Source organism: Kribbella sp. VKM Ac-2568 (assembly GCF_004345365.1).
In the GTDB taxonomy this organism is placed as follows: Bacteria; Actinomycetota; Actinomycetes; order Propionibacteriales; family Kribbellaceae; genus Kribbella; species Kribbella orskensis.
This window is the reverse complement of record NZ_SLVF01000019.1, coordinates 75678-98796: the sequence shown is the minus strand read 5'-3', so window position 1 is coordinate 98796 and position 23119 is coordinate 75678. Positions and strand designations below refer to the sequence as shown.

General features: G+C 68.5%; 24 protein-coding genes. 16 read left to right on the top strand and 8 right to left on the bottom strand.

Features of this window, described 5'->3' with window-relative positions; translation table 11 throughout:
• The first annotated feature begins 31 nt into the window (after positions 1-31).
• From atpE to sppA, 9 genes are all read left to right on the top strand, one after another.
• Positions 32-256, top strand: coding sequence for an ATP synthase F0 subunit C (gene atpE / locus EV648_RS38825; RefSeq protein WP_132190977.1), 225 nt, complete (start codon positions 32-34; stop codon positions 254-256).
• A gap of 31 nt (positions 257-287) precedes the next feature.
• On the top strand, positions 288-854 hold the full coding sequence (locus EV648_RS38820; protein ID WP_132300870.1) for a F0F1 ATP synthase subunit B: 567 nt from the start codon (positions 288-290) through the stop codon (positions 852-854).
• Positions 854-1651 (top strand): F0F1 ATP synthase subunit delta, encoded by a 798-nt coding sequence (locus EV648_RS38815; protein WP_132300868.1) that lies wholly within the window; start codon positions 854-856, stop codon positions 1649-1651. Before EV648_RS38820 ends, EV648_RS38815 begins: the two co-directional genes overlap by 1 nt.
• Before the next feature lie 104 nt (positions 1652-1755).
• The gene (gene atpA, locus EV648_RS38810; protein WP_132300866.1) at positions 1756-3393 is read left to right on the top strand and encodes a F0F1 ATP synthase subunit alpha; all 1638 of its coding nucleotides are present in this window, start codon (positions 1756-1758) and stop codon (positions 3391-3393) included.
• 7 nt (positions 3394-3400) lie between these two features.
• A complete protein-coding gene (locus EV648_RS38805; protein ID WP_132300864.1) occupies positions 3401-4312 on the top strand; it encodes a F0F1 ATP synthase subunit gamma in 912 nt (303 codons plus the stop codon).
• A gap of 5 nt (positions 4313-4317) precedes the next feature.
• Positions 4318-5772 carry a F0F1 ATP synthase subunit beta gene (gene atpD, locus EV648_RS38800; protein WP_132190972.1) on the top strand — a complete coding sequence of 485 codons (1455 nt, stop codon included), beginning with the start codon at positions 4318-4320 and terminating at the stop codon, positions 5770-5772.
• Positions 5772-6176: a F0F1 ATP synthase subunit epsilon gene (locus EV648_RS38795; RefSeq protein WP_132300862.1), complete on the top strand. Its 405-nt coding sequence runs from the start codon at positions 5772-5774 to the stop codon at positions 6174-6176. The genes atpD and EV648_RS38795 overlap by 1 nt, the downstream gene beginning before the upstream one ends.
• Positions 6177-6268: 92 nt before the next feature.
• A complete protein-coding gene (locus EV648_RS38790; RefSeq protein ID WP_132300860.1) occupies positions 6269-6700 on the top strand; it encodes a DUF2550 domain-containing protein in 432 nt (143 codons plus the stop codon).
• Between the two features lie 61 nt (positions 6701-6761).
• Positions 6762-8420: a signal peptide peptidase SppA gene (gene sppA, locus EV648_RS38785; RefSeq protein ID WP_132300858.1), complete on the top strand. Its 1659-nt coding sequence runs from the start codon at positions 6762-6764 to the stop codon at positions 8418-8420.
• Positions 8421-8463: 43 nt separating this feature from the next.
• On the opposite strand, the gene EV648_RS38780 is transcribed toward sppA, so the two are convergent.
• Complete coding sequence (locus EV648_RS38780) at positions 8464-9048, bottom strand: cob(I)yrinic acid a,c-diamide adenosyltransferase (protein WP_132300856.1); 585 nt, start codon at positions 9046-9048, stop codon at positions 8464-8466.
• 51 nt (positions 9049-9099) lie between these two features.
• Between EV648_RS38780 and murA the strand changes: the two genes are divergently transcribed.
• From murA to fabV, 4 genes are all read left to right on the top strand, one after another.
• Positions 9100-10386: a UDP-N-acetylglucosamine 1-carboxyvinyltransferase gene (murA, locus tag EV648_RS38775; protein WP_132300854.1), complete on the top strand. Its 1287-nt coding sequence runs from the start codon at positions 9100-9102 to the stop codon at positions 10384-10386.
• Positions 10387-10452: 66 nt separating this feature from the next.
• Positions 10453-10764: a hypothetical protein gene (locus tag EV648_RS38770; RefSeq protein ID WP_132300852.1), complete on the top strand. Its 312-nt coding sequence runs from the start codon at positions 10453-10455 to the stop codon at positions 10762-10764.
• Between the two features lie 3 nt (positions 10765-10767).
• Positions 10768-11067, top strand: a complete 300-nt coding sequence (locus EV648_RS38765) for a helix-turn-helix transcriptional regulator (protein WP_199235066.1) — start codon at positions 10768-10770, stop codon at positions 11065-11067.
• A gap of 22 nt (positions 11068-11089) precedes the next feature.
• Positions 11090-12274 (top strand): enoyl-[acyl-carrier-protein] reductase FabV, encoded by a 1185-nt coding sequence (gene fabV / locus EV648_RS38760; protein WP_132300850.1) that lies wholly within the window; start codon positions 11090-11092, stop codon positions 12272-12274.
• Here fabV and EV648_RS38755 read toward each other — a convergent pair.
• On the bottom strand, positions 12264-12812 hold the full coding sequence (locus tag EV648_RS38755) for a CGNR zinc finger domain-containing protein (protein ID WP_132300848.1): 549 nt from the start codon (positions 12810-12812) through the stop codon (positions 12264-12266). The two genes, fabV and EV648_RS38755, sit on opposite strands and share 11 nt — an antisense overlap.
• Positions 12813-12885: 73 nt before the next feature.
• On the opposite strand from EV648_RS38755, the gene EV648_RS38750 reads away from it, so the two are divergent.
• The gene (locus EV648_RS38750) at positions 12886-14106 is read left to right on the top strand and encodes an MFS transporter (protein WP_158294189.1); all 1221 of its coding nucleotides are present in this window, start codon (positions 12886-12888) and stop codon (positions 14104-14106) included.
• 9 nt (positions 14107-14115) lie between these two features.
• Here the strand turns inward: EV648_RS38750 and EV648_RS38745 are convergent, their stop codons facing one another.
• The 5 genes from EV648_RS38745 to EV648_RS38725 all read right to left on the bottom strand — a co-directional run bounded on the left by EV648_RS38745 (position 14116) and on the right by EV648_RS38725 (position 19974).
• Positions 14116-16617: an RNA helicase gene (locus EV648_RS38745; protein WP_132300844.1), complete on the bottom strand. Its 2502-nt coding sequence runs from the start codon at positions 16615-16617 to the stop codon at positions 14116-14118.
• A 92-nt stretch (positions 16618-16709) separates the two neighbouring features.
• On the bottom strand, positions 16710-17534 hold the full coding sequence (locus EV648_RS38740; protein ID WP_132300842.1) for an ATP-grasp domain-containing protein: 825 nt from the start codon (positions 17532-17534) through the stop codon (positions 16710-16712).
• A gap of 75 nt (positions 17535-17609) precedes the next feature.
• The gene (locus EV648_RS38735) at positions 17610-18752 is read right to left on the bottom strand and encodes a CU044_5270 family protein (RefSeq protein WP_132300840.1); all 1143 of its coding nucleotides are present in this window, start codon (positions 18750-18752) and stop codon (positions 17610-17612) included.
• Position 18753: 1 nt separating this feature from the next.
• Positions 18754-19401, bottom strand: a complete 648-nt coding sequence (locus EV648_RS38730; RefSeq protein WP_132300838.1) for an RNA polymerase sigma factor — start codon at positions 19399-19401, stop codon at positions 18754-18756.
• Positions 19402-19641: 240 nt separating this feature from the next.
• Positions 19642-19974, bottom strand: a complete 333-nt coding sequence (locus EV648_RS38725) for a hypothetical protein (RefSeq protein ID WP_132300836.1) — start codon at positions 19972-19974, stop codon at positions 19642-19644.
• Between the two features lie 121 nt (positions 19975-20095).
• Here EV648_RS38725 and EV648_RS38720 point away from each other — a divergent pair, with 121 nt between their 5' ends.
• Together EV648_RS38720 and EV648_RS38715 are read left to right on the top strand one after the other, a co-directional pair.
• The gene (locus EV648_RS38720; RefSeq protein ID WP_132190909.1) at positions 20096-20428 is read left to right on the top strand and encodes an STAS domain-containing protein; all 333 of its coding nucleotides are present in this window, start codon (positions 20096-20098) and stop codon (positions 20426-20428) included.
• A gap of 99 nt (positions 20429-20527) precedes the next feature.
• Entirely contained in the window at positions 20528-22537 is a 2010-nt protein-coding gene (locus EV648_RS38715; protein ID WP_132300834.1) for a protein meaA, read from the top strand.
• On the opposite strand, the gene EV648_RS38710 is transcribed toward EV648_RS38715, so the two are convergent.
• Complete coding sequence (locus EV648_RS38710; RefSeq protein ID WP_132300832.1) at positions 22534-23022, bottom strand: pyridoxamine 5'-phosphate oxidase family protein; 489 nt, start codon at positions 23020-23022, stop codon at positions 22534-22536. The two genes, EV648_RS38715 and EV648_RS38710, sit on opposite strands and share 4 nt — an antisense overlap.
• Positions 23023-23119: the final 97 nt, after the last annotated feature.

The following is a 23119-nucleotide window of genomic DNA, read 5'->3' as shown; positions in this document are numbered from 1 at the left end:
TCCCTATCCGTACCGAAAGGAACACACTGCAATGAACGCTCTCGAGCTCTCCGGCAACATCGCCGTCCTCGGTTACGGCCTCGCCGCGATCGGCCCGGGCGTCGGTGTCGGTCTGATCTTCGCGGCCGTCATCAGCGGCACCGCGCGTCAGCCCGAGGCGCAGAGCAAGCTGCAGTCGATCGCATGGATTGGCTTCGGCGTGACCGAGGTGCTGGCGATCATCGGTATCGCCCTCGCCTTCGTCTTCCGCACCTGATCGCCCCCCTTTCGACTGACAGGATCCAGACATGTTGACGTTAGTTCTGCCGCTGACCGAGGCCGAGGGCCCGAGCCCGCTGATGCCGCACACCGCGGAGATCATCTTCGGCTTCGTCTTCCTGATCCTGCTGGCCATCGCCTTCGCCAAGCTGGTCGTCCCCAGGTTCGAGAAGGCTTACGCCGACCGGACGCAGGCGATCGAAGGCGGAATGAACGCGGCCAAGCAGGCCCAGGCCGAAGCGAAGGCGGCGCTGGACAAGTACAACGCGCAACTTGGCGAGGCCCGGCAGGAGGCGGCGAAGATCCGCGAGGACGCGCGCGAGCAGGGTGCGCTCATCATCGCGGAGATGCGCGAGCAGGCGAGCACCGAGGCTGACCGCATCGTGACCCACGCCCGCACCCAGATCGACGCCGAGCGGGCCCAGGCCGTCGCCTCGCTGCGTCGTGAGGTCGGCACCATGGCGACCACGCTGGCCAGCCGGATCGTCGGTGAGTCGCTCGAGGAAGAGGCGCGTCAGCGTCGCACCGTCGAGCGCTTCCTGGCGGACCTGGAGTCGTCGGAGTCCGCCCGCCAGGCTGTGGGAACGGACGGCTGATGCGCGGCGGATCGAAGGAGTCACTCGCCCGGGCCCAGGAGGCCCTGGCGGGTGTCACCGTCACCGAGGGCCTCGGCACCGAGTTGTTCTCGATCGCCAAGCTGCTGGACGGGAACGGTTCGCTCCGGCGGGCCCTGACCGACCCGGCTCGTCCGGTGCCGGCCCGTACGGGGCTGGTTCAGCAGTTGTTCGGTGGCAAGATCTCCGCCCAGGCGCTGGAGGTCCTGACCGCCGCGGTGAGCGGCCGCTGGGTCAGCAGCCGTGACCTCGGCAACGCGCTCGACGAGCTGAGCGTCCAGGCTGACATCGCCTACGCCGACTCGCAGCGCAAGCTGGACGAGGTGGAGGACGAGCTGTTCCGCCTCGACCGGGTGATCTCGGCCGAGCGGGCTCTCAGCGACAAGCTGAGTGACCGCAACATCCCGGTCGCGGCCCGGCAGGAGCTGATCCACGGCCTGCTGCAGGGCAAGGCGGATTCCGTCACCGTGCGGCTCGCCGAGCGGGCAGTGGACGGCCGCGGCCGGCACTTCGCGACTTCGATGCGGGCCTACCAGGTCGCGGCCGCGGCTCGGCGCAACGCCAGCATCGCCACCGTGCGGGTGGCGGTCGACCTGACCGAAGGCGAACGCCAGCGGCTCGCCGAGGCGCTCGGCCGGCAGTACGGTCGACAGATCCAGCTGAACGTGATCGTCGACCCCAAGGTCGTCGGCGGCGTCCGGGTGGACATCGGCGACGAAGTGATCGACGGAACCATCGCGGCCCGGCTCGACGAGGCGCAACGGCGCATCGCGGGCTGACCCTAACGACAAAAATTTATGGCGCTAGCGGCCAGTGCAAATACGGAAACCTCTAGGGCCAAGACACCAGGCCAGCTAGGTCAAGGAAGCAGGGACGGAAGATAATGGCGGAGCTCACGATCAGGCCGGAGGAAATCCGGGACGCCCTGGATCGCTTCGTCTCCGACTACGAACCGGAGACGGCGACCCGCGAAGAGGTCGGTACCGTTGTCGACGCAGGTGACGGCATCGCGCACGTCGAGGGCCTGCCCTCGGCGATGACGAACGAGCTGCTCGAGTTCGAGGACGGCACCCAGGGCATCGCCTTGAACCTCGACGTCCGCGACATCGGCGTCGTCGTCCTCGGTGAGTTCGACGGCATCGAGGAGGGCCAGCAGGTCCGCCGGACCGGCGAGGTCCTGTCCGTGCAGGTCGGCGAGGGCTACCTCGGTCGCGTCGTCAACCCGATGGGCCACCCGATCGACGGTCTGGGTGAGATCAAGGACCTCGAGGGCAGCCGCGCGCTGGAACTGCAGGCCGCCGGCGTGATGGACCGCCAGGAGGTCCGCGAGCCGCTGCAGACCGGTATCAAGGCGATCGACGGCATGATCCCGATCGGCCGCGGTCAGCGTCAGCTGATCATCGGCGACCGCAAGACCGGCAAGACGGCGATCGCGGTCGACACGATCATCAACCAGAAGGCCAACTGGGAGTCCGGCGACCCGGACAAGCAGGTCCGCTGCATCTACGTCGCGATCGGCCAGAAGGGCTCGACGATCGCCTCGGTGCGCGGCGCGCTCGAAGAGGCCGGCGCGATGGCGTACACCACCATCGTGGCCTCCCCGGCGTCCGACCCGGCCGGCTTCAAGTACGTCGCGCCGTACACCGGCTCGGCCATCGGCCAGCACTGGATGTACCAGGGCAAGCACGTCCTGATCGTGTTCGACGACCTGACCAAGCAGGCCGAGGCCTACCGCTCGATGTCGCTGCTGCTGCGCCGCCCGCCGGGCCGTGAGGCGTACCCGGGTGACGTCTTCTACCTGCACAGCCGGCTGCTCGAGCGCTGCGCGAAGCTGAGCGACGAGCTCGGCGCCGGCTCGATGACCGGCCTGCCGGTGATCGAGACCAAGGCGAACGACGTCTCGGCCTTCATCCCGACCAACGTCATCTCCATCACCGACGGCCAGATCTTCCTGCAGTCGGACCTGTTCAACGCCAACATCCGCCCCGCCATCGACGTCGGTATCTCGGTGTCCCGGGTCGGCGGCGCCGCCCAGGTCAAGGCGATGAAGAAGGTCTCCGGCTCGCTGAAGCTGGACCTGGCGCAGTTCCGCTCGATGGAGGCGTTCGCGATGTTCGCGTCCGACCTCGACGCCACCTCCCGCCGTCAGCTGGACCGTGGTCAGCGCCTGGTGGAGCTGCTCCGCCAGCCGCAATACTCGCCGTACCCGGTGGAGGACCAGGTCGTGTCCATCTGGTCCGGTACGACCGGCAAGTTCGACGACGTGCCGGTCGAGGACGTGCTGCGGTTCGAGCGCGAGTTCCTGGACTACCTGCGCCGGGAGACCAACGTGCTGGCCGGCATCCGCGAGACCAACCTGTTCGACGATGACGCCCAGGCGGCCGTGGTCACGGCGCTGGACAACTTCAAGCCCACCTTCCAGACCTCCGGCGGCGAGCTGCTGGTCGGCCGGGAGGAGACTGAAGCGATGGACGAAGAGGACGTCGAGCAGGAGCAGATCGTCCGGCAGAAGCGGGGCTGATCAACCCATGCCAGCCACTCTGCGGCAGCTTCGCGAGCGCCGGGCCTCGGTCTCGACGATCAAGAAGCTCACCCGCGCGATGGAGCTCATCGCGGCGTCCCGGATCGTCAAGGCGCAGCAGCGCGCCCAGGCGGCCGGTCCGTACGCGCGTGAGCTCACCCGTGCCGTGTCGGCGGTGGCGACGTTCTCGAACGTCGACCACCCGCTGACCACCGAGAATCCGAATCCGAAGCGTGCCGCGGTGCTGTTGATCACCTCGGACCGCGGCCAGGCCGGTGCCTACTCCTCCTCGGTCATCCGCGAGGGTGAGCGGCTGAACCAGCTGCTCCGCGAGGACGAGAAGGAGATCGTGCCGTTCCTCAGCGGCCGCAAGGGGATCGCCTACTACACCTTCCGGCAGCGCGAGGTCGCGCAGTCGTGGAGCGGCGACTCCGACGCGCCGTCGTTCACCCGGGCCCGGGAGATCGCCGACGCGCTGATCGAGGCCTTCCTGACCCCGACCGAGGAGGGCGGCGTGGACGAGATCCACATCGTCTTCACCCGGTTCGTGTCGATGCTGACGCAGCGCCCGGACGTCATCCGGCTGCTGCCGCTGGAGGTCGTCGAGGGCGAGGAGGCCCCGGAGCCGGACGACGTCCTGCCGCTGTACGAGTTCGAGCCGTCCGCGGAGGACGTGCTCGACGGACTGCTGCCGAAGTACGTCGCCAGCCGGATCCACTACTGCATGCTGCAGGCGGCGGCCTCCGAGCTGGCCAGCCGGCAGCGGGCGATGAAGTCCGCGACGGACAACGCGCAGGACCTGATCGAGCGACTGACGCGTGAGGCCAACCAGGCGCGTCAGGCCCAAATTACCCAAGAAATCAGCGAGATCGTCGGTGGCGCGGGTGCGCTGGCCGATGCTTCCGCCGGGAGCGAGTGAGAGAGATGACTGCCACGGTTACCGAGAAAGACAACAGCGGCGCGGCAGGTGCCGTTGGCCGCGTCGCCCGGGTGATCGGCCCGGTCGTCGACATCGAGTTCCCCGCGGACGCGATGCCGGACATGTACAACGCGCTCGAGGTGGACATCACCCTGGGCGACACCACCCAGACGATCACCCTCGAGGTGGCGCTGCACGTCGGCGACAACATCGTCCGGGCCATCTCGATGAAGCCCACCGACGGCCTGGTCCGCGGTACCGAGGTGCGCGACACCGGTGCGGCGATCTCCGTCCCGGTCGGCGACGTCACCAAGGGTCGCGTCTGGTCCGTGACCGGCAAGTGCCTGAGCCAGGACGAGTCCGAGTTCGAGATCACCGAGCGCTGGCCGATTCACCGCAAGGCGCCGGCCTTCGACCAGCTCGAGTCCAAGACCGAGATGCTGGAGACCGGCATCAAGGTGCTGGACCTGCTCACCCCGTACGTGCAGGGCGGCAAGATCGGCCTGTTCGGCGGTGCGGGCGTCGGCAAGACCGTGATGATCCAGGAGATGATCTACCGGATCGCCCACAACTTCGGTGGCACCTCGGTGTTCGCCGGCGTCGGTGAGCGCACCCGTGAGGGCAACGACCTGATCCACGAGATGGAGGACGCGGGCGTCTTCAAGGACACCGCGCTGGTCTTCGGTCAGATGGACGAGCCGCCGGGCACGCGTCTTCGCGTCGCACTGTCGGCGCTGACGATGGCGGAGTACTTCCGCGACGTCGCCGGCCAGGACGTGCTGCTGTTCATCGACAACATCTTCCGGTTCACCCAGGCCGGTTCCGAGGTCTCCACGCTGCTCGGCCGGATGCCGTCCGCGGTGGGTTACCAGCCGAACCTGGCCGACGAGATGGGCGTGCTGCAGGAGCGGATCACGTCGACCCGGGGTCACTCGATCACCTCGATGCAGGCGATCTACGTGCCCGCCGACGACTACACCGACCCGGCGCCGGCCACCACCTTCGCGCACCTGGACGCGACCACCGAACTGTCGCGTGACATCGCCTCGCGTGGTCTGTACCCGGCCGTCGACCCGCTGAGCTCGACGTCGCGGATCCTCGACCCGCAGTACATCGGCCAGGAGCACTACGACGTGGCCGTGCGGGTCAAGCAGATCCTGCAGAAGAACAAGGAACTGCAGGACATCATCGCCATCCTGGGTGTCGACGAGCTGTCCGAAGAGGACAAGATCACCGTCGCCCGGGCGCGCCGGATCGAGCAGTTCCTGTCGCAGAACACCTACATGGCGGAGAAGTTCACCAACACCCCGGGTTCGACGGTGCCGCTGAAGGACACCATCGAGTCGTTCAAGAAGATCACCGAGGGCGAGTGCGACCACATCGCCGAGCAGGCGTTCTTCAACGTCGGTTCGCTCGACGACGTCGAGCGGCGTTGGGCTGAGCTCCAGAAGGAACTCTGATGGCCGAGGAAACCACCAAGCACCTCGAGGTCGCGCTGGTCGCGGCCGAGCGGGTGGTCTGGGAGGGGCAGGCGAAGATCGTCATCGCCCGCACCACCGACGGCGACGTCGGTATCCTCCCGGGTCATGCCCCGTTGCTGGGTCTGCTGCAGGGTGGCACCGTCCAGGTGCGGACCGTCGACGACGAGTACTTCGTCGCGGCCGCGCCGGACGGCTTCATCTCGGTGGCGCACGACCGGGTCTCGATCCTGGCCGAGAACGCCGAGATGGGGCACGACATCGACCTGGAAGAGGCCAAGCGCGCACTCGAGCAGGCTCAGTCGACCGGGACCGACTCGGAGGACGAGCAGGAGCAGGTCCGGCTCGCCGAGGCCAGGGTGCGGGCCGCCGAGAAGACGTCCTGACCCCACCTGTAATAATTGAATATCGTCACAGTCAGTACGGTTCGGGGTCGGTGCCACCTCAGCGAGGGCACCAGGAATGAGGTCGGCAAAATATGAGGACAGCCCTCGATGTGGTCGGGGTCTGTCTGCTTGCCGCCGTACTGCTGATCGTCGTTTTCGCGTGCCGTCGTCGCTGGTTGTCCAGGGACGGCGGCACGTTCGATTGCAGCCTCCAACTCGCCCAGAAGGACCACGGCCGCGGCTGGGCCCTGGGCCTGGCCCGCTACGTCGGTGACGACCTCCAGTGGTTTCGTGTCTTCAGCCTCGCCTGGTGGCCGAAACTCACCGTCAACCGGCATCAGTTGCAAGGTGTCACCACCCGCCGCCCGATGGGCAACGAGCCGCTGGTCACCTACGCCGGCCACGTGATTGTCGACGCCGAACTGCGCGACCGAACCGTCCACTTCGCCATGACCGAGGAAGCCCTGACGGGCGTCCTGGCCTGGATGGAATCAGCCCCACCCAGCACCGAGACCTACATCTAGCCTCTCCGCGTTCTTCCCCCCGCCGCCCGCGCTCTTTGCCCGACTTGTCTAGGGTCGGTGTATGACGGGCATCTTGCTGGAGTTGGACCTGACTCGGGGTGTGCTGGAGACGCCGCCGGCCTCGCCGGTGGCCGCGTTCCGGATGCGGCATCTACCGACGTTGCGGGAGTTGGTCGCGGGGCTGCGGAAGGCGGCCCGGGACGAGAACGTGCGTGGGGTGGTCGCGCATCTGGGAGGGCCGGCGTTGTCGCTGGCACAGGTGCAGGATCTCCGGGACGCGGTAGAGGCGTTCCGGACGTCGGGGAAGACCGCGGTCGCCTGGACCGAGTCGTTCGGGGAGGTCGGCGGCGGCACCGTGCCGTATTACCTGGCCACCGCGTTCGACGAGATCTGGGTGCAGCCGTCGGGGGAGCTCGGCGTCACCGGGGTCTCCATCCAGGCCATCTTCGTCCGGGGCGCGCTGGACAAGGCCGGAGTGATCCCGCAGTTCGGCAAGCGGCGTGAGTACAAGACCGCCGTGGACACCTTCACCGAGAAGGAGATGACCGGGCCGGCCAAGGAGATGGCGACCCGGCTGGCCGAGTCGGCGTTCGGCCAGATCGTCGACGGCATCGCCCTACGGCGTCGGCTGGATGCCGCGAGGGTGCGGGAACTTGTGGACAATGCGCCGCTGTCCGCTGAAGCCGGGCGCGAGGCCGGTCTGGTCGACCAGTTGGGCTACCGGTCAGACGTCTACGACGCCCTGGAGAAGAGCCTGGGGGAGACCACACCGCTGCTGGTGGAGCGCTACCAACGCCGCGGCCCCCGCACGCTCCGAGATGTGCGCGACAACCTCCCCTGGCCGCAGAAGCCCGTCGTAGCGGTCGTACGCGTCAGTGGTGCCATCAGTGTCGGCCGGAATTCCGGCGGTGGCCCGATGGGCGGTTCCGGCTCGGGTTCCGACACCGTCGGTGCAGCACTGCGGGCGGTGGGCGACGACGAGAAGGTCAAAGCCGTCGTACTGCGGGTCGACAGCCCGGGCGGTTCGTATGTCGCGTCCGACGCGATCCGGCACGAGGTGCTGCGCCTACGAGCCACTGGTCGGCCGGTGATCGCGTCCATGGGCAGCGTGGCTGCCTCAGGCGGGTACTTCGTCGCCATGCCGGCGGACGTGATCGTCGCCCAGCCGGGGACGATCACCGGCTCCATCGGCGTGCTGATGGGCAAGGGGGTCGTCCGCGACGCGCTCGGCCGCATCGGCATCTCGCAGGAGGCGGTGTCACAAGGCGAGAACGCGCGGATGTACTCCGCGCAGGAGGAGTTCTCTCCTGAGCAGTGGGAGCGTCTGGAGGAGACCCTGGACCGCATCTACGCCGACTTCGTCGCCAAGGCGGCCCAGGACCGGGGCGTGCCCGAGTCCGAGCTGGAGCCGTTGGCTCGCGGTCGCGTTTGGACCGGCGCCGATGCGCATGAGCGCAAGCTGGTCGACGAGCTCGGCGGCATGGAGCGGGCGATCCAGCTCGCCTGCCAGCGAGCAGGCCTCGACCGCGACGAGATCGCCCTCACCGCGGCACCTCACCGCTCGCTGCTGGATCGCCTGCGCCCGCCGGAGTCCACCGAGGACCTCGCCGCCACCGCCAAGGCCTGGACCGCGGACGGCCTGACCAGTGCGATCTATGCTGCGCTCGGTCTCCCGCCGACCGGAGTACTGACCATGCCCCTGAACTGGCGCGTGAGCTAGAGCGCCTGCACTCGAAGTAGTTGACCGGGAAGGGCGGTCACAACTACTTGTCGCGGTCGCCGCCCGGGACCCAGAGGACGTCGCCGCCGGAGGAGAGGTTGGCCACCCGGCCGAGGATGAACAGCAGGTCGGACAGTCGGTTGAGGTAGGTCAGGGCGAGCAGGTTGACGCTCGGGCCGTGCGCCTCGACGGCGGCCCAGCCGGCTCGTTCCGCGCGGCGGACGACGGTCCGGGCGACGTTCAGGTAAGCGGCGCCCGGCGTACCCCCGGGGAGGATGAACGAGCGGAGCTTGGTCAGGCGGCCGTTGTACTCGTCGCACCAGCCTTCGAGCCGGTCGATGTAGTCCTGGGTGATGCGCAGCGGCGGGTACTCCGGGTTCGCCGCGATCGGGTTGCACAGGTCCGCGCCGACGTCGAACAGGTCGTTCTGGATCCTGGTCAGCAGTAGCACCAGGCTGCTGTTCAGGTGCCCGGCGGCGATCGCGACGCCGATCGAGGAGTTCGCCTCGTCCACCTCGCCGTACGCCGCCAGCCGCGGATCGGTTTTCGTGGTCTTGCTCATGTCGCCCAGGCGGGTCTCGCCGGCGTCACCGGTCCGGGTATAGATCCGCGTCAAGTTCACAGCCATGTCACGGCACTCTACGCAAAGCCCAGATCCCGGAGCGGATACAGTCGCCGGGTGGAACGGTTTCGGATTGCAGGTGAGGCACGGCTCGAGGGCTCGGTCGAGGTGGCAGGCGCGAAGAACAGCGTGCTGAAGCTGATGGCGGCGGCGTTGCTGGCCGAGGGGACGACGACACTGCGGCAGGTGCCGAGCATTCTGGACGTCACCTTCATGGCTCAGTTGCTGGACACCCTGGGCTGCTCGGTCAAGGTGGACGCCGACGAGACGAGCGCCACGATCGCCGTACCGGCCGAGATCGGCTACCAGTGCGACTACGAGCTGGTTCGCAAGCTGCGCGCGTCGATCTCGGTGCTCGGACCGCTGCTCGGCCGCTGCGGCCGCGCCGAGGTCGCCCTGCCGGGCGGCGACAACATCGGCTCCCGCGGGCTGAACATGCACGTCGCCGGGCTGGAGGCGATGGGCGCGAAGGTGCACATCGAGCACGGTTTCGTGATCGCCGAGGCGCCGCAGGGTCTGCACGGCGCCGAGGTCTGGCTGGACTTCCCGAGCGTCGGCGCGACCGAGACGATCATGATGGCCGCGGTGCTGGCCAAGGGCATCACGGTGATCGAGAACGCGGCGCGTGAGCCGGAGATCCAGGACATCGCCGCGATGCTGGTCGAGATGGGCGCGCAGATCGACGGCGCCGGCAGCTCGCGGATCGAGGTGACCGGGGTCGAGGGTCTGCTCAATCCGGTCGACCACGTCACGGTGCCGGACCGGATCGTGGCCGGCAGCTGGGCGTTCGCCGCCGCGATCACCAAGGGCGACGTGACGATCGCGAACGGTCACGCCGAGCACCTCGAACTGCCGCTGGACAAGCTGCACAAGGCCGGCGCCGAGATCACCGTGCTGAACCCCGGCTTCCGCGTCGTGATGCACGACCGCCCGAAGCCGGTCGACGTGGTCACCCTGCCGTACCCGGGCTTCGCGACCGACCTGCAGGCGTTCGTGATCGCGATGAACGCGCTCAGCGACGGCGCCGCGATGGTGACGGAGAACCTGTTCGAGGGCCGTTTCACCTTCGCCCAGGAGCTGACCCGGCTCGGCGCGCAGATTCAGACCGACGGCCACCACGCGGTGGTTCGCGGCGTACCGCGGCTGTCGGGCGCGCCGGTGGTCGCCAGCGACATCCGCGCGGGCGCCGCGTTGGTGATCGCGGGCCTCGCGGCCGAGGGGGAGACTCTCGTCTCCGCCGCGCACCACGTGCACCGCGGCTACACAGACTTCGCCGGCAACCTGCGCCGCTTGGGCGCCGATGTGACCGTCGAGCCGGACGACGCTGAGCTGTACTGGAATTGAGCCACCCGGGTTTCCAGCGATCCCCACGCCTTGACAAGCTGAGCCAGCTTGCTAATTATTAGCGATATGGCTAATGAAATCGTGCTCTGCACCTACCGGACCCGGCCGGACAAGGAGCCGGAATTCAAGGCCTTGCTGAGCCGGCACTGGGCAACCCTGCGCGAGCTGGGGTTCGTCACCGAGGTCGAGCCGGTGGTGCTCCGCGAGCTCGGGGAGCCGACCTATGTCGAGATGTTCACCTGGGTCGACGGCGGTTTCGACCAGGCTCACGAACATCCCGACGTGCTGGCCCTCTGGGAAGCGATGGATCCGCTGCTCGAGGACCGGGACGGACGGCCGAAGTGGGAGTTCCCGCACTTCGAGCCGGTCCGGTTCTAGCCGGTGGTCAAACCTTCTCGGGGGGTCCAGGATCTCCGGGACCTGGATCTGGTCTTCGCTGCCCTTGCGCACCAGACGCGGCGCACGATTCTGCTGGTGTTGCACACCCGGGGTGGGGTGATGACGTCCGGCGAGATCGCCTCCCGGTTCGACTGTGCCTGGCCCACCACCAGTCGGCATCTGGGGGTATTGCAGGAGGCCGGCCTGCTCGCAGTCGAACTCCGTGGCCGCGAACGGGTCTACCGCCTGGAGAAAGACCGTCTACACGCGGTCGCCGGTTCGTGGCTGGAGCGGTTCCACTAGGTGGTGGTCTAGGGTCGGTCGCATGACTGACCGCCTGATCAAGCCCGTCGGCCGTGGTTTCCTCTTTCTCGACTCGCATCCGGTCGGCTGTGCCCAGCTGGTCAAGGGTCTGACAGAGCAGGTCGAGGCGCGTAAGCCTGAGCAGCGGCCGGTTGCGCTGGTGATCGGTTCCAGCTCCGGGTACGGCCTGGCGGCGACTGTGGCTGGGCTGGCTCGGTACGGGATCGACGGGATCGGCGTCTCCTTCGAGAAGGCCCCGACCGTACGCCGTACCGCCACCGCCGGCTGGTATCGCACGGCAGCCACTGCGGCCTACGCCGAGGGACAGGGCAGCGATTTCCACTTCGTCAACGCGGACGCGTTCGCCGACACGACGAAGTCGGAGGTGCTCGACCTGCTGCAGGAGAAGTTCGGGGGAGTCGACTACCTGATCTACAGCGTCGCCGCGCCCCGGCGGGTCGACCCACGCACCGACACGACGTACCAGTCGGCCATCAAGGCGATCGGGCAGTCTGCGCAGACAAAGAGCCTCGCGTACGACGATGGCCGGCCGGTGCTGCAGGAGGTCGGGATCGAGGTGGCCACCGACGACGAGGTGGCCGAGACGGTGGCCGTGATGGGCGGTGAGGACTGGGCCCGCTGGGTGGACGCGCTGGAACAGCGCAAGCTGCTCAAGGACGGGTTCAGCACGGTGGCTCTGACTTACATCGGCTCGGAGTTGACCGGGCCGATCTACCGGCAGGGCTCGATCGGCGCGGCCAAGGCCCACCTGGAGCAGACCGCCCTAGCGCTCAGCAAGCGGGACGGCGTGGAGGCCCGTACGTCGGTGAACGGTGCCGCAGTCACGCAGGCGTCGTCCGCGATCCCGGGCATCGGGCTGTACGTGAGCCTGCTGCACAAGGTGCTCGGTGAGCAGATGCAGACGCCTATGCAGCAGTCCATCGCGCTGTGGGACCAGTTGACCGGCGAGAAGCCGCTGGACCTCGACGAGGACGGCCGCATCCGCCTGGACCGCTGGGAGTTGGCCGACGACGTGCAGGCCGCAGTACGGGCGCAGTGGGACGCCGCGACCCAGGAGACGATCGCGGACGTGGCGGACACGGAGTGGTTCTACAGCGAGGTCCGCCGGCTCTACGGGTTCGACGTAGCCGGTGTGGACTACGAAGAGCCGTGTGAGGTCGATGTGGAGTGGCCGGCTAGGTCCTAGCCCTGTACTGACGCATCTTGTTCCGGCTGCCGCAGAGCGCCATCGTGCACCACCGACTGCGGCCGGCCGGGCTGCGGTCGTAGTAGACCCACCGGCAAGTGTCTGCCGCGCACGCCTTGAGCCGCCGCCAGGTGCCGTCCACCACGGCCCCCGCGATGTCCGCAGCCATCCTCGCGACCAGCGCATCAAGGCCGCCGAGGTCTGCGGCTGGCTGAACGACAGCGCTGCCGTCAGCGCCCAAAGCAAGCCGTAGCGGAGCCCTGGACAACCGCCGCTCCAGTACTGCGCCCGACGCCGCCGGCACGTCCACGCCGGCATGGGCCTGGCACACATCCCGCAGTGCCTCGCGGAACTCCAGCACCTCCGCCAGGTCGTCCGCGCCGAACGTCAGCCGCAACCCGTGCTCGGCAGCGAAGGACGCCAGGTCCGCGGCGGAGCGCAGCTGATCGCGCTCCATCTCCAGATCGACCGTGTTCGCCAGGTCCTGCACGAGCACCAGCGGCTCGGGCGCCGGGGTTCGTGCTCCTGGCTGAATCATGGTTGCGAGGTTACCGCCATCGGGGCATGATTCGGTAACGCTGTTACCGGATGAGGGTGAGCTAGGGGTAACGATGGTGAGTAAGGACCGGGATTTCCGGCGTTTCTGGACGGGGCACACGATCTCGGCTGTCGGCACCCAGGTGACGGCTGTCGCGCTGCCGCTGACGGCCGCGCTCACCCTGGACGCGGGCGCGGCCGGCGTCAGCGCGATCGCGACGGCGACCTATCTGCCGAGCGCCGCGCTCCCGTTGCTCGCCGGGCATTGGCTGGAGCGCCGCCGCAAGCGAGGTGTCATGGTCGCCGCTGACGTGCTCCGGGCCGCGGCGGTCGCGGTAGTCCCGATCGCCTGGGCGCTCGACAGCCTCAGCCTGCCGCTGCTGGTGATCGTCGGATTCGTCGTCGGAGCCGCGAGCGTCGTCTTCGACATCGCTTCCTTCGCGTATCTCCCGGACTTCGTGGCCGAGCAGGACCTCCCGGCGGCCAACCGAGCACTCCAGGGGTCGACCACTGCTTCGCAGGTCGGTGGTCCCGGCATCTCGGGCCTCCTGGTGCAGTTGCTGGGGCCTGCCCTGGCCCTACTCGTCGATGCCGTCTCCTACCTCGCGAGTGCGCTAGGAGTGGCAGGTGCCCAGAGGCCGGAGGTCCGACCGGCTGGGGCCGAGCAGAAGGCGAGCCTTTGGGAGGGCGTGCGACAGCTCAAGGTGAGCCCGTTCCTGCGGTCCCTCACAGTGCATGCCGCGGTCTACAACGCCTCGGCGCAGATCCTGGTGGTCAACCTGGTGATCCTGGCGGTGAAGGACCGTGGGTTGTCGGCAGGCGGATACGGCCTGGCCTTGAGCGCCGGAGGAGCAGGTGCCTTCGTCGGGGCGATGCTCGGCCTGCGCCTGGCCGACCGGCTCGGCTACGGCCGCGCCTTCGGGGCCTCGCTCGTCCTGTCGACCGGCCTGCCGCTCCTCCTCGCGCTGCTGCCGGGCCGCGGCGTGCTGTTCGGAGTACTGCTGGGTGCCGTGCAGTGCTGCGCGGGCATCGGACTCGGCAGCGCGAATGTGTTGTCCGTGACGATTCGCCAGCTCCTCATCCCGCGCAGCACGCTGGCGCGAAGCAACGGCGCCTACCGCACCTTCACCTTCGGCGTACTGCCGATCGGAGCGGCCTTGGGCGGCGTCCTCGGCGCCAGCTTCGGAACCACCGCCGCAGTAGCCATTGGGAGCATCGGAATCGCCTTGTCGGCGCTGCCGATGTTCGCCAAGGAGATCCGCCGGCTACAGACGCCGGTGGCGACAGCAGCTTGAACGCTGTGGCTACAGCGGCTTGAACGACACCAGTTCGAGGACGAGGTCGCCGGCTTCGTCGGAGGCGTCCAGATCGACGGTGGCGGTGATGCGCCAGTCGTGGTTGCCCTCTGGGTCGTCAATGATCTGCTGGACCTCCCAGTAGCCCGGGTGCTCCTCGACCATGAAGAGCGCCGGACCACGTGCTGCCGGGCCGGTGTTCAGTACGCCGTGCTCCGCGTAGTACGCAGTACCGGCTTCGGCCCAGCGGCCCGCGTCCCAGCCTGACTCGGCGTCCAGCTGGCCCAGCTCGGCCCAGCGGTGCAGTGAGACGAGCTCGACGCGGCGGAACATGGCGTTGCGGACGAGAACGCGGAAAGCCCTGCTGTTCAAGGTGATCCGGCGCGGGCCCTGCGGGACGGGGGCGACAACCTCCGCGGTGGTCGGGTTGGTCAGCTCCTCCCACTCGTCGAGCAGACTGGAGTCGGTCTGCCGGACCACTTCGCCGAGCCACTCGATCAGGTCGGTGAGGTCCTCGTTCACCTTGTCCGGCGGCACGGTCTGCCGGAGCGCCTTGTACGCGTCGCTCAGGTACCGCAGGACGATGCCCTCCGAGCGCGCGAGACCGTAGTACTGGATGTACTCGCCGAACGTCATCGCCCGCTCGAACATGTCCCGGACCACGGCCTTCGGGGACAGCCCGGCCTCGGCGATCCACGGGTGCGTCTGCCGGTACATCTCCAAGGTTGCCTCGAGCAACTCTTCGAGCGGCTTCGGCCAGCTGATCTCCTCGAGCAGCTCCATCCGCTCGTCGTACTCGATGCCGTCGGCCTTCATCGAGTTCACGGCCTCGCCCTTGGCGTGGTGCAGTTGCGCCATCAGGATCGCGCGGGGGTCCTCCAGCGTCGCCTCGACCACCGACACCACGTCCAGTGCATACACCGGGTCCTCGGGGTCGAGCAGGTCCAGCGCGGCCAGCGCGAAGGTGGACAGCGGCTGGTTCAGGGAGAAGTCCTTCTGCAGGTCGACCGTCAGCCGCAGCGTGCGGCCGTTCTCGTCGGGCTCGTCCAGCCGCTCGACGACGCCCGCCGTCAGCAGCGTGCGATAGATCTGGATCGCCCGCCGGATCAGCCTGAGCTGCGCCTTCGAGTCCTCATGGTTGTCCTGCAGCAGGTGCCGCATGCTCGCGAGCGCATCGCCGTCGCGGGCGATCACGTTCAGCAGCATCGCGTGGCTGACCCGCATCCTCGACTGCAGCGGTTCGGGCTCGGCGGCGACGAGCCGGTCGAAGGTGTCCTCACCCCAGGTGACGAAACCCTCCGGCGGCTTCTTGCGCTGGACCCTGCGTTGCTTCTTCGGGTCGTCGCCGGCCTTTGCGAGCAACCTGACGTTCTCCACGACGTGATCCGGCGCCTGGACGACGACCGTGCCGGACGTGTCGTACCCGGCGCGGCCCGCGCGGCCGGCGATCTGGTGGAACTCGCGCGCCTTGAGGATGCGCTGCCGGCGTCCGTCGTACTTGCTCAGAGCCGTCAGCAGGACGGTGCGGATCGGCACGTTGATCCCGACGCCGAGGGTGTCGGTGCCGCAGATGACCTTCAGCAACCCCGCCTGCGCGAGCTGCTCGACCAACCGCCGGTACTTCGGCAGCATGCCGGCGTGGTGGACGCCGATTCCGTGCATGATCAGCCGCTGCAGCGTCTTGCCGAAGCCCGGGCTGAAGCGGAAGTGCCCGATCAGCTCCTTGATCTTGTCCTTCTCTTCCTTCGTACAGACGTTGATGCTGGTCAGCGCCTGGGCGCGTTCCAGGGCAGAGGCCTGCGTGAAGTGGACGACGTACACGGGAGACTGGTGCGTCACCAGGAGCTCGGTGAGCGTTTCGTGCAGCGGCGTGGTGACGTACTTGTAGACCAGCGGCACCGGTCGCTCGGCCGACGAGACGATCGCCGTCGGCCGGCCGGTCCGCCGGTTCAGGTCGATCTTGAACCGCTCGACGTCCCCGAGCGTCGCGGACATCAGGATGAACTGTGCGTCCGGCAGTTCCAGCAGCGGCACCTGCCAGGCCCAGCCGCGGTCCGGCTCGGAGTAGAAGTGGAACTCGTCCATCACCACCTGGCCGACGTCGGCGGCGGAACCCTCCCGCAGCGCGACGTTCGCGAGCACCTCGGCCGTGCAGCAGATGATCGGGGCGCCGGCGTTGACCGACGCGTCGCCGGTGAGCATGCCGACCTTGTCGGCGCCGAAGATGTCACAGAGGGCGAAGAACTTCTCCGACACCAGCGCCTTGATCGGCGCGGTGTAGAAGGTCCGCCTGCCGTTGGCGAGGGCCGCGAAGTGCGAGCCGGTGGCGACCAGGCTCTTCCCGGAACCGGTCGGGGTGGACAGGATCACGTTCGACCCGGTCATCACCTCGATCAGCGCCTCCTCCTGCGCCGGGTACAGCGAGATGCCCTGCTCGCCCACCCAGGTGGCGAAGGCGTCGTACAGGGCATCGGGATCGGTGGAGTCCGGAAGCTTCTCGGTGAGCGTCATCGGTTCCATTGTCCCGTACGCGGCCAGGGCAGCCGGACCGGGCGCTGCGGAGTCGGAGCTGCGGTCAGAGCTGCGGAGTCAGAGCTGCGGAGTCAGAACAGGGCGCTGATCAGGTCCGCGGGGTCCCCGGAGGCCGGCCAGTCGCTGACCTGGCCGTCGCCGAGCTCGACGATCCGCCAGGCACCGTCGGTACGCCGTACCAGGTCGACCGTCACGAAGGGGAGTGACAGGTTGGCGACGAGTGGTTCGACCTCGACCAGGTCGAGCCCGCCGGGGAGCTGGTCGGGGGTGTCCGGGTGCGGGGTGACCAGGGCGCAGCGACCGCCGATCCACCAGGTCCGCGCCTCCGCGCCGGTGAACTCCTCGAACCGCCGCAGCACGAACCCGCCGGTGAACGCGTCGCCCCGGAGCTCCAGGAACCGCTCGGCGACCCGGCGTACAGCGGCCCGGTCGGCGACGTCGGGGATGTACGCGGCCTCGTCCCAGTAGTGCTTCATCGACTTCACGAAATCCCGCAGTACTGCGGGGCCACCGCCGAGGTGATCGGCCGCGGCATCGAGTGCGGCGAGATCCAGCCCGTCGGTCCACGCGGACTCCGGGGTCAGGGGCCGCACGGCCTGGTACCAGCCGGGGAGCTCGTGGGCGAGGCGGTACTCCTCGCCGTTGGTTCGCAAGGTGACTCCGCGCGCGTCGAGCGCCTTGGCCATCCGGCCGTACTCCTCGGCGGACATCATCCAGCCGCGGTAGACCGCGTCGTCGCCCATCGGCACGCCCGCGACCGCCTCGTCCGGCCGGTCCAGCGCGTCATGGTCGATCCGCGCGACGGTGATCCCCAGCTCCCGCGCGGCAGCGGCCTGCGGCGCGAAGTGCGGATCCACCCGGCGCGGGTTCAGCGGGTCCCCCGGTACCAGCAACATGCCTGAATTGTTGCTGGCACGGCCCGCCTTCGCCTCCTGTTTCCGCGCGTTGCCCGGTGACGCCCAAGAGCCCGGTCAGCGGATGGCGGGCGAAGGCGGCTCTGGGGAGTCGTCGGTCCAGCCGGATTCGAGGACTACGCTCGCGCCGCGCTTGATGCCGATCGTCTCCGAGCTGAGCAGGCGGCCGGTGGTCGGCTCGATGATGTAGCTGGTGCCGCCGTCACCGAACGCGGTCTTGCGGGCGGTCGGTCCCTTCACCGAGGACGGCCACGCCATCGTGATCCGGGTGCCGGTCCGGCCGATCGGGTCCTTGACGTTCTCCTTGTACTGCGTACCGGGCAGCTCGGACAGCACCCGCAGCGCGGCACCCCGCAACTTCGGCGGCGACGGCGTCTCGAAGAGCAGCCGCCCCGCGGCGTTGAACACCACGTAGTCGATCTCCTCCGCCGCCGCACCCGGCTCGGCGCCGCGAGCGAGCACCGCGCGCAGCTTGACCGGATCGGTCGGCAAGGCCTGGATCTGCTGGGCGGTGACCGGCTTGATCCCGCTCAGGTAGTACCCCGGCGGCACCTCCGCGAAAGTCATCTTGCGGACGGTCGGCTCACCCGCGGCCATCGTGACCGGGTCCACCTCGTAGTCCAGTTGCCACGACTTCGGCGAACCCTGCGCCTTCCACTTGGCTGTGTCGGCAGGCGTCGCCGGGCGCGCGCCGAGATCGGCCCAGCCGAACCAGGACTCGACGCCCTGCTTCATCGGCATCCAGCTCTCGGTGATGTTCCGCCGCTCGAGGTGGTACTTCTTGCCCGGGGCACCGACCTCGGTGGTCGCCCGCATCTGCAGGCTGCGGACCCGGTAGTACTTGCCCGACACCTTCTCGTCGCCCTCTTGCTTCACGGCGACCGCCATCAACACCTGGCTGGCCGTCATCAGCCGCGGCGTCGGCGCCATGGTGCTCGGCACTGGCGCGGCGTCCGGACCTGAGTCGGGGGACAGGATCAACGGCGTCGCCAGCGCGGCGAGCGCCACGGCGGCCGCGGTCGCGGTCAGCGCCACCCCGACCCGGCCGGACCGTGCCGCCGCGTGCCACCGATCGCGCCGCCGGGCGGTCGCCGCCTCGCGGGCCAGCGCCTGGATCTGTTGCCGCGCCTGCGCGGTCACCTCGGCCGACGGGCCGGGCTGCTCGGGGTACGCCGAGCGGATCTTGTGCAGCTCGTCCATGTCAGTCCCCGTCGCGATCGGCAGTCGGGTCGGTGTGGCCGAGGCTCTCCCGGACCACCCGCCGGGCCCGGGACAGGCGTGAGCACACCGTCCCGTAGGCGATGCCCAGCGCGGCCGCGACCTCGTCGTATGTGAGTTCGCCGAGCGCCACGAGCATCAGTACTTCGCGGTCCCGGGCGGACACCTTCGCCAGCGCTGCCGCGAGTTGCCGGCTGGTCGCCTGCGCGGTGACCTGCTGGGCGACCCGCTCCTCGTGGCTCCCCGACGCCGTCGGCAGCGGCAGCCTGGCAGTGGCACGCCAAGCCCGTACTTCGTCGCGGCGGTGCCGGCGGATCAGGTTGGTGGCGATGCCGTACAGCCAGGCACGGACCACGCCGCTGCGGCTGTCGAACCTCGCCCGCTGCCGGAAGGCGATCAGGAACGTCTCGGACGCCAGGTCGTCGGCGATGTCCGTGCCCAGCCGGCGAGCGACGTACGAGTGGACCTGCGGGAAGTAGCGGTCGAAGATGAGCGTGAAGCGATCCGGTTCCCGGGCCGAGGCCTCCAGGATGGATGCATCCTCGTCCGGCGCCGCCGTTGCAGGCGCAGTCGGGGTCGCCATGGACCGGCCGGGCAACGCGAGCGTCGCCAGGGCGAGGTCGGGCGTCATCGAACTCCTCACGCTGGTGCCTCCGGCGGGACCTCCCGGTCCCGTGGCGGCCGTGCCGCCCTCCGGTTCACCTTGTTCTTGTCCGATGTCCCCAGACCCCTTCTCGTACCCCTCGATCCCCGGGGTCAAGACGTGCGGGAGCGCTCTCCGGATGACACGCCTGGGGAGCGTTATGGCGAAAAAGGTGCGGTCAGCTCACGAAGTGGGCGCAATCACGCTCAGCATGTGAGCAAACCGGGCTCAGCGAGTCTTCAGGAAGCCGCGGGCGGCGGCTTCGTCGGCCGGCCAGACGTAGACGGACCAGCCGTCCTTGGTCCGGGCCGCGGTCGCTTTGATACCGAAATCCTTCAGCATCGACACGCTGACCTGCGCCTCGTTGTAGGTCCGGACGGTGTGGACGTCGACCAAGAGTCCGAAAGTGTCGCGTTCAGCCGGTGAGTAATCAGTACGGCGCACCAAGGAGCCGCCCTTGGCTTTGGAGAAGGCCCAGCGGGTCAGCAGCACCATGCCACCGGCGAACGCGATGGCCACCAGCGGGAAGAGGAAGTACTGGTCGGCGAACACGGACACCATTGTCTCGCGAAATGGAAGGTCTCGAACTCTTGGCAACCTTTCGGGTCGCCAGGGAGTCTTTACCAACACACGCTGCAGCGGCCGACACTCGGGGGTCGCCGGAAGAGCGGAGGGCGCGGACATGCTTGCACCGACCCATGACGCAGTACGAAGCCAAGAGAACATCGTCCGGCTGTCCGGACTGCTGGACGTCCGCTCGGTCGGCGACGTTCGCCAACTCCTGAACGACCTGATCGACAACTCCGCCGGCGACGTGATCGTCGACCTGGGCGCCGTCGACGCGATGGACGCCACCGGCCTCGGCCTGCTGGTCGCCACCCACCGCCGCACCCAACTCCTCGGCCGTCAACTGGTCCTCCGCCACCCGGTCCCGTCAGTCGTCCGCATCCTCGCGGTCACCCGCCTGCACCGGATCCTCAATGTGGAGCGGCTGCCTCTGCCCATCTCCGCCTGACAACCCTCCCGAGCGGCGTGTTCGTTGTGACCTAGGCCGCTGGTGACACCCGTCACGAGGTAGGGACTCACAAGGGCACACAGTCCTACTCTCGGGTACATGACGACCGAGAAGGACCGGCGTGGTGGGGCGGGGAAGGCATTTGATCGCCCCTGGGTGATGCGGACGTATGCCGGCCACTCGTCGGCCGCGGAGTCGAACGCTCTCTTCCGGCGGAACCTGGCCAAGGGCCAGACGGGGCTCTCGGTGGCGTTCGACCTGCCCACCCAGACCGGGTACGACGCGGACCACCCGCTGGCCAAGGGCGAGGTCGGTAAGGTCGGCGTACCGGTCGCGCATCTGGGTGACGTGCGCGCACTGTTCGACCAGATCCCGCTCGCTCAGATGAACACCTCGATGACGATCAACGCGACCGCGATGTGGTTGCTCGCGCTCTACCAGGTCGCCGCTCAGGAGCAGGGTGCCCTGCCGGACGAACTCACCGGGACGACCCAGAACGACATCGTCAAGGAGTACCTGTCCCGCGGTACGTATGCCTTCCCGCCGGACGCGTCGCTGCGGCTGTCGACGGACCTGATCGCGTACACCGTCTCGAACGTGCCGAAGTGGAACCCGATCAACATCTGCAGCTACCACCTGCAGGAGGCGGGCGCGACTCCCGTGCAGGAGTTGGCGTTCGCCCTGTCGACGGCGATCGCCGTACTGGACCGGGTGCGGGACGGCGGACAGGTGCCGGCCGAGCGGTTCGGTGACGTGGTGCAGCGGATCTCGTTCTTCGTGAACGCCGGGGTGCGGTTCATCGAGGAGACCTGCAAGATGCGCGCGTTCGTTCGGCTCTGGGACGACGTCTGCCTCAACCGGTACGGCGTGACGGACGCCAAGGCGCGCCGCCTTCGCTACGGAGTACAGGTGAACTCGCTCGGGCTCACCGAGGCACAGCCCGAGAACAACGTGCAGCGGATCGTGCTGGAGATGCTCGGCGTGACGCTGTCCAAGAACGCGCGGGCTCGGGCGGTCCAGTTGCCCGCCTGGAACGAGGCGCTCGGGTTGCCCAGGCCGTGGGACCAGCAGTGGTCGTTGCGGATGCAGCAGGTGCTCGCCTACGAGTCGGACCTGCTCGAGTACGACGACATCTTCGACGGGTCGCACGTGATCGAGGCGAAGGTGGACGAACTCGTCGCCGGGGCGCAGGAGGAGATCGACAGAGTGCAGGCGATGGGCGGCGCCGTGGTCGCGGTGGAGTCGGGCTACCTCAAGCAGGCCCTGGTCGCGTCGCACGCCGAGCGGCGGCAGCGGATCGAGTCGGGCGAGCAGGTGGTTGTCGGGGTCAACAAGTTCGAGAACACCGAGCCGTCGCCGTTGACCGCCGACCTCGACGCGGCCATCCAGACGGTGGATCCCGAGGCCGAAGCGGCCGCGCTCAAGTCGCTGCAGGAGTGGCGTTCCCAGCGCGACAACAAGGCCGTCGAGGAGGCGCTCGGGAAGTTGCGCGAGGCCGCGAAGGGCACCGAGAACCTGATGCACGCGACTCTCACCTGCGTCCGGGCCGGTGCGACGACGGGGGAGTGGTCCGGAGTACTGCGGGAGATGTTCGGCGAATACCGTGCGCCGACAGGGGTTTCCGGCTCGGTCGGGGTCTCCGGTGGTGGCGAGGCGATCGCGGCCGTGCGGGCCAAGGTGGCGTCGACGTCGGAGGAACTCGGCGGCCGGTTGCGGTTCCTGGTCGGCAAGCCCGGTCTGGACGGCCACTCGAACGGCGCGGAGCAGGTCGCGGTACGGGCTCGTGACGTCGGCTTCGAGGTGATCTACCAGGGGATCCGGCTGACCCCCGAGCAGATCGTCGCCGCGGCCGTCGCGGAGGACGTGCACTGCGTCGGCCTGTCGATCCTGTCCGGCTCACACATGGAACTCGTGCCCCAGGTCGTCGCCGGCCTGCGCGAAGCCGGCCTCGAGGACGTCCCGGTCGTCGTCGGCGGCATCGTCCCCGACGCCGACGCCCGCACCCTCCTCGGCGCCGGCGTAGCCGCCGTCTACACCCCCAAGGACTACGACCTCACCGGCATGATGTCCAACGTCGTCGACGTCATCCGCCACGCGAACCATCTCTAACCCTGCTGCTTCTCCGCGATCAGGTCCGCGACCGCCTTCGGGATGGTGGTCTCGAAGTCGAGCAGCTTGACCCAGTCCGGGGTGACGGTGATTCGGACCATCTGGTCGTACAGGGCCTTCACGCCGGCGGTCCATTCCTCGTGCTGGTCGGCGGTCATCACCTTGGCCCCGGCGATGATGTACTCCTCCGGTGCGCCGTCCTCCAGCTTCAGCTCGGTGGTACCGCGGATCAGCAGGACCTTCGGCGGGAAGCCCTCGGTGTCGATGGTGAGCGCGACCCGGGGGTTCTTGCGCAGGGCCTTGACCTTGGCGGCCTTCGGCACGGTGAAGATCTGCAGGCGCTCGCCGTCGAAGTGGAAGCCGATCGGCACGACGCGCGGGTCACCGTCCAGGCCGACGTAGGAGAACCGGGCCGGGATGGGGCCGGTCAGCAACTGCTGGGAGTACGGCTTGGCCAGGATCTCGGCGATCTCGGTGCTGTTCACGGGGTGCTTCCTCTCGTTTGCTGGACTTGCTTTCATCAAGGGGACGAAGCCGGCAGCACCATCTCTACATCCTCGTCAGGTCTTTTTCAGCGATTCG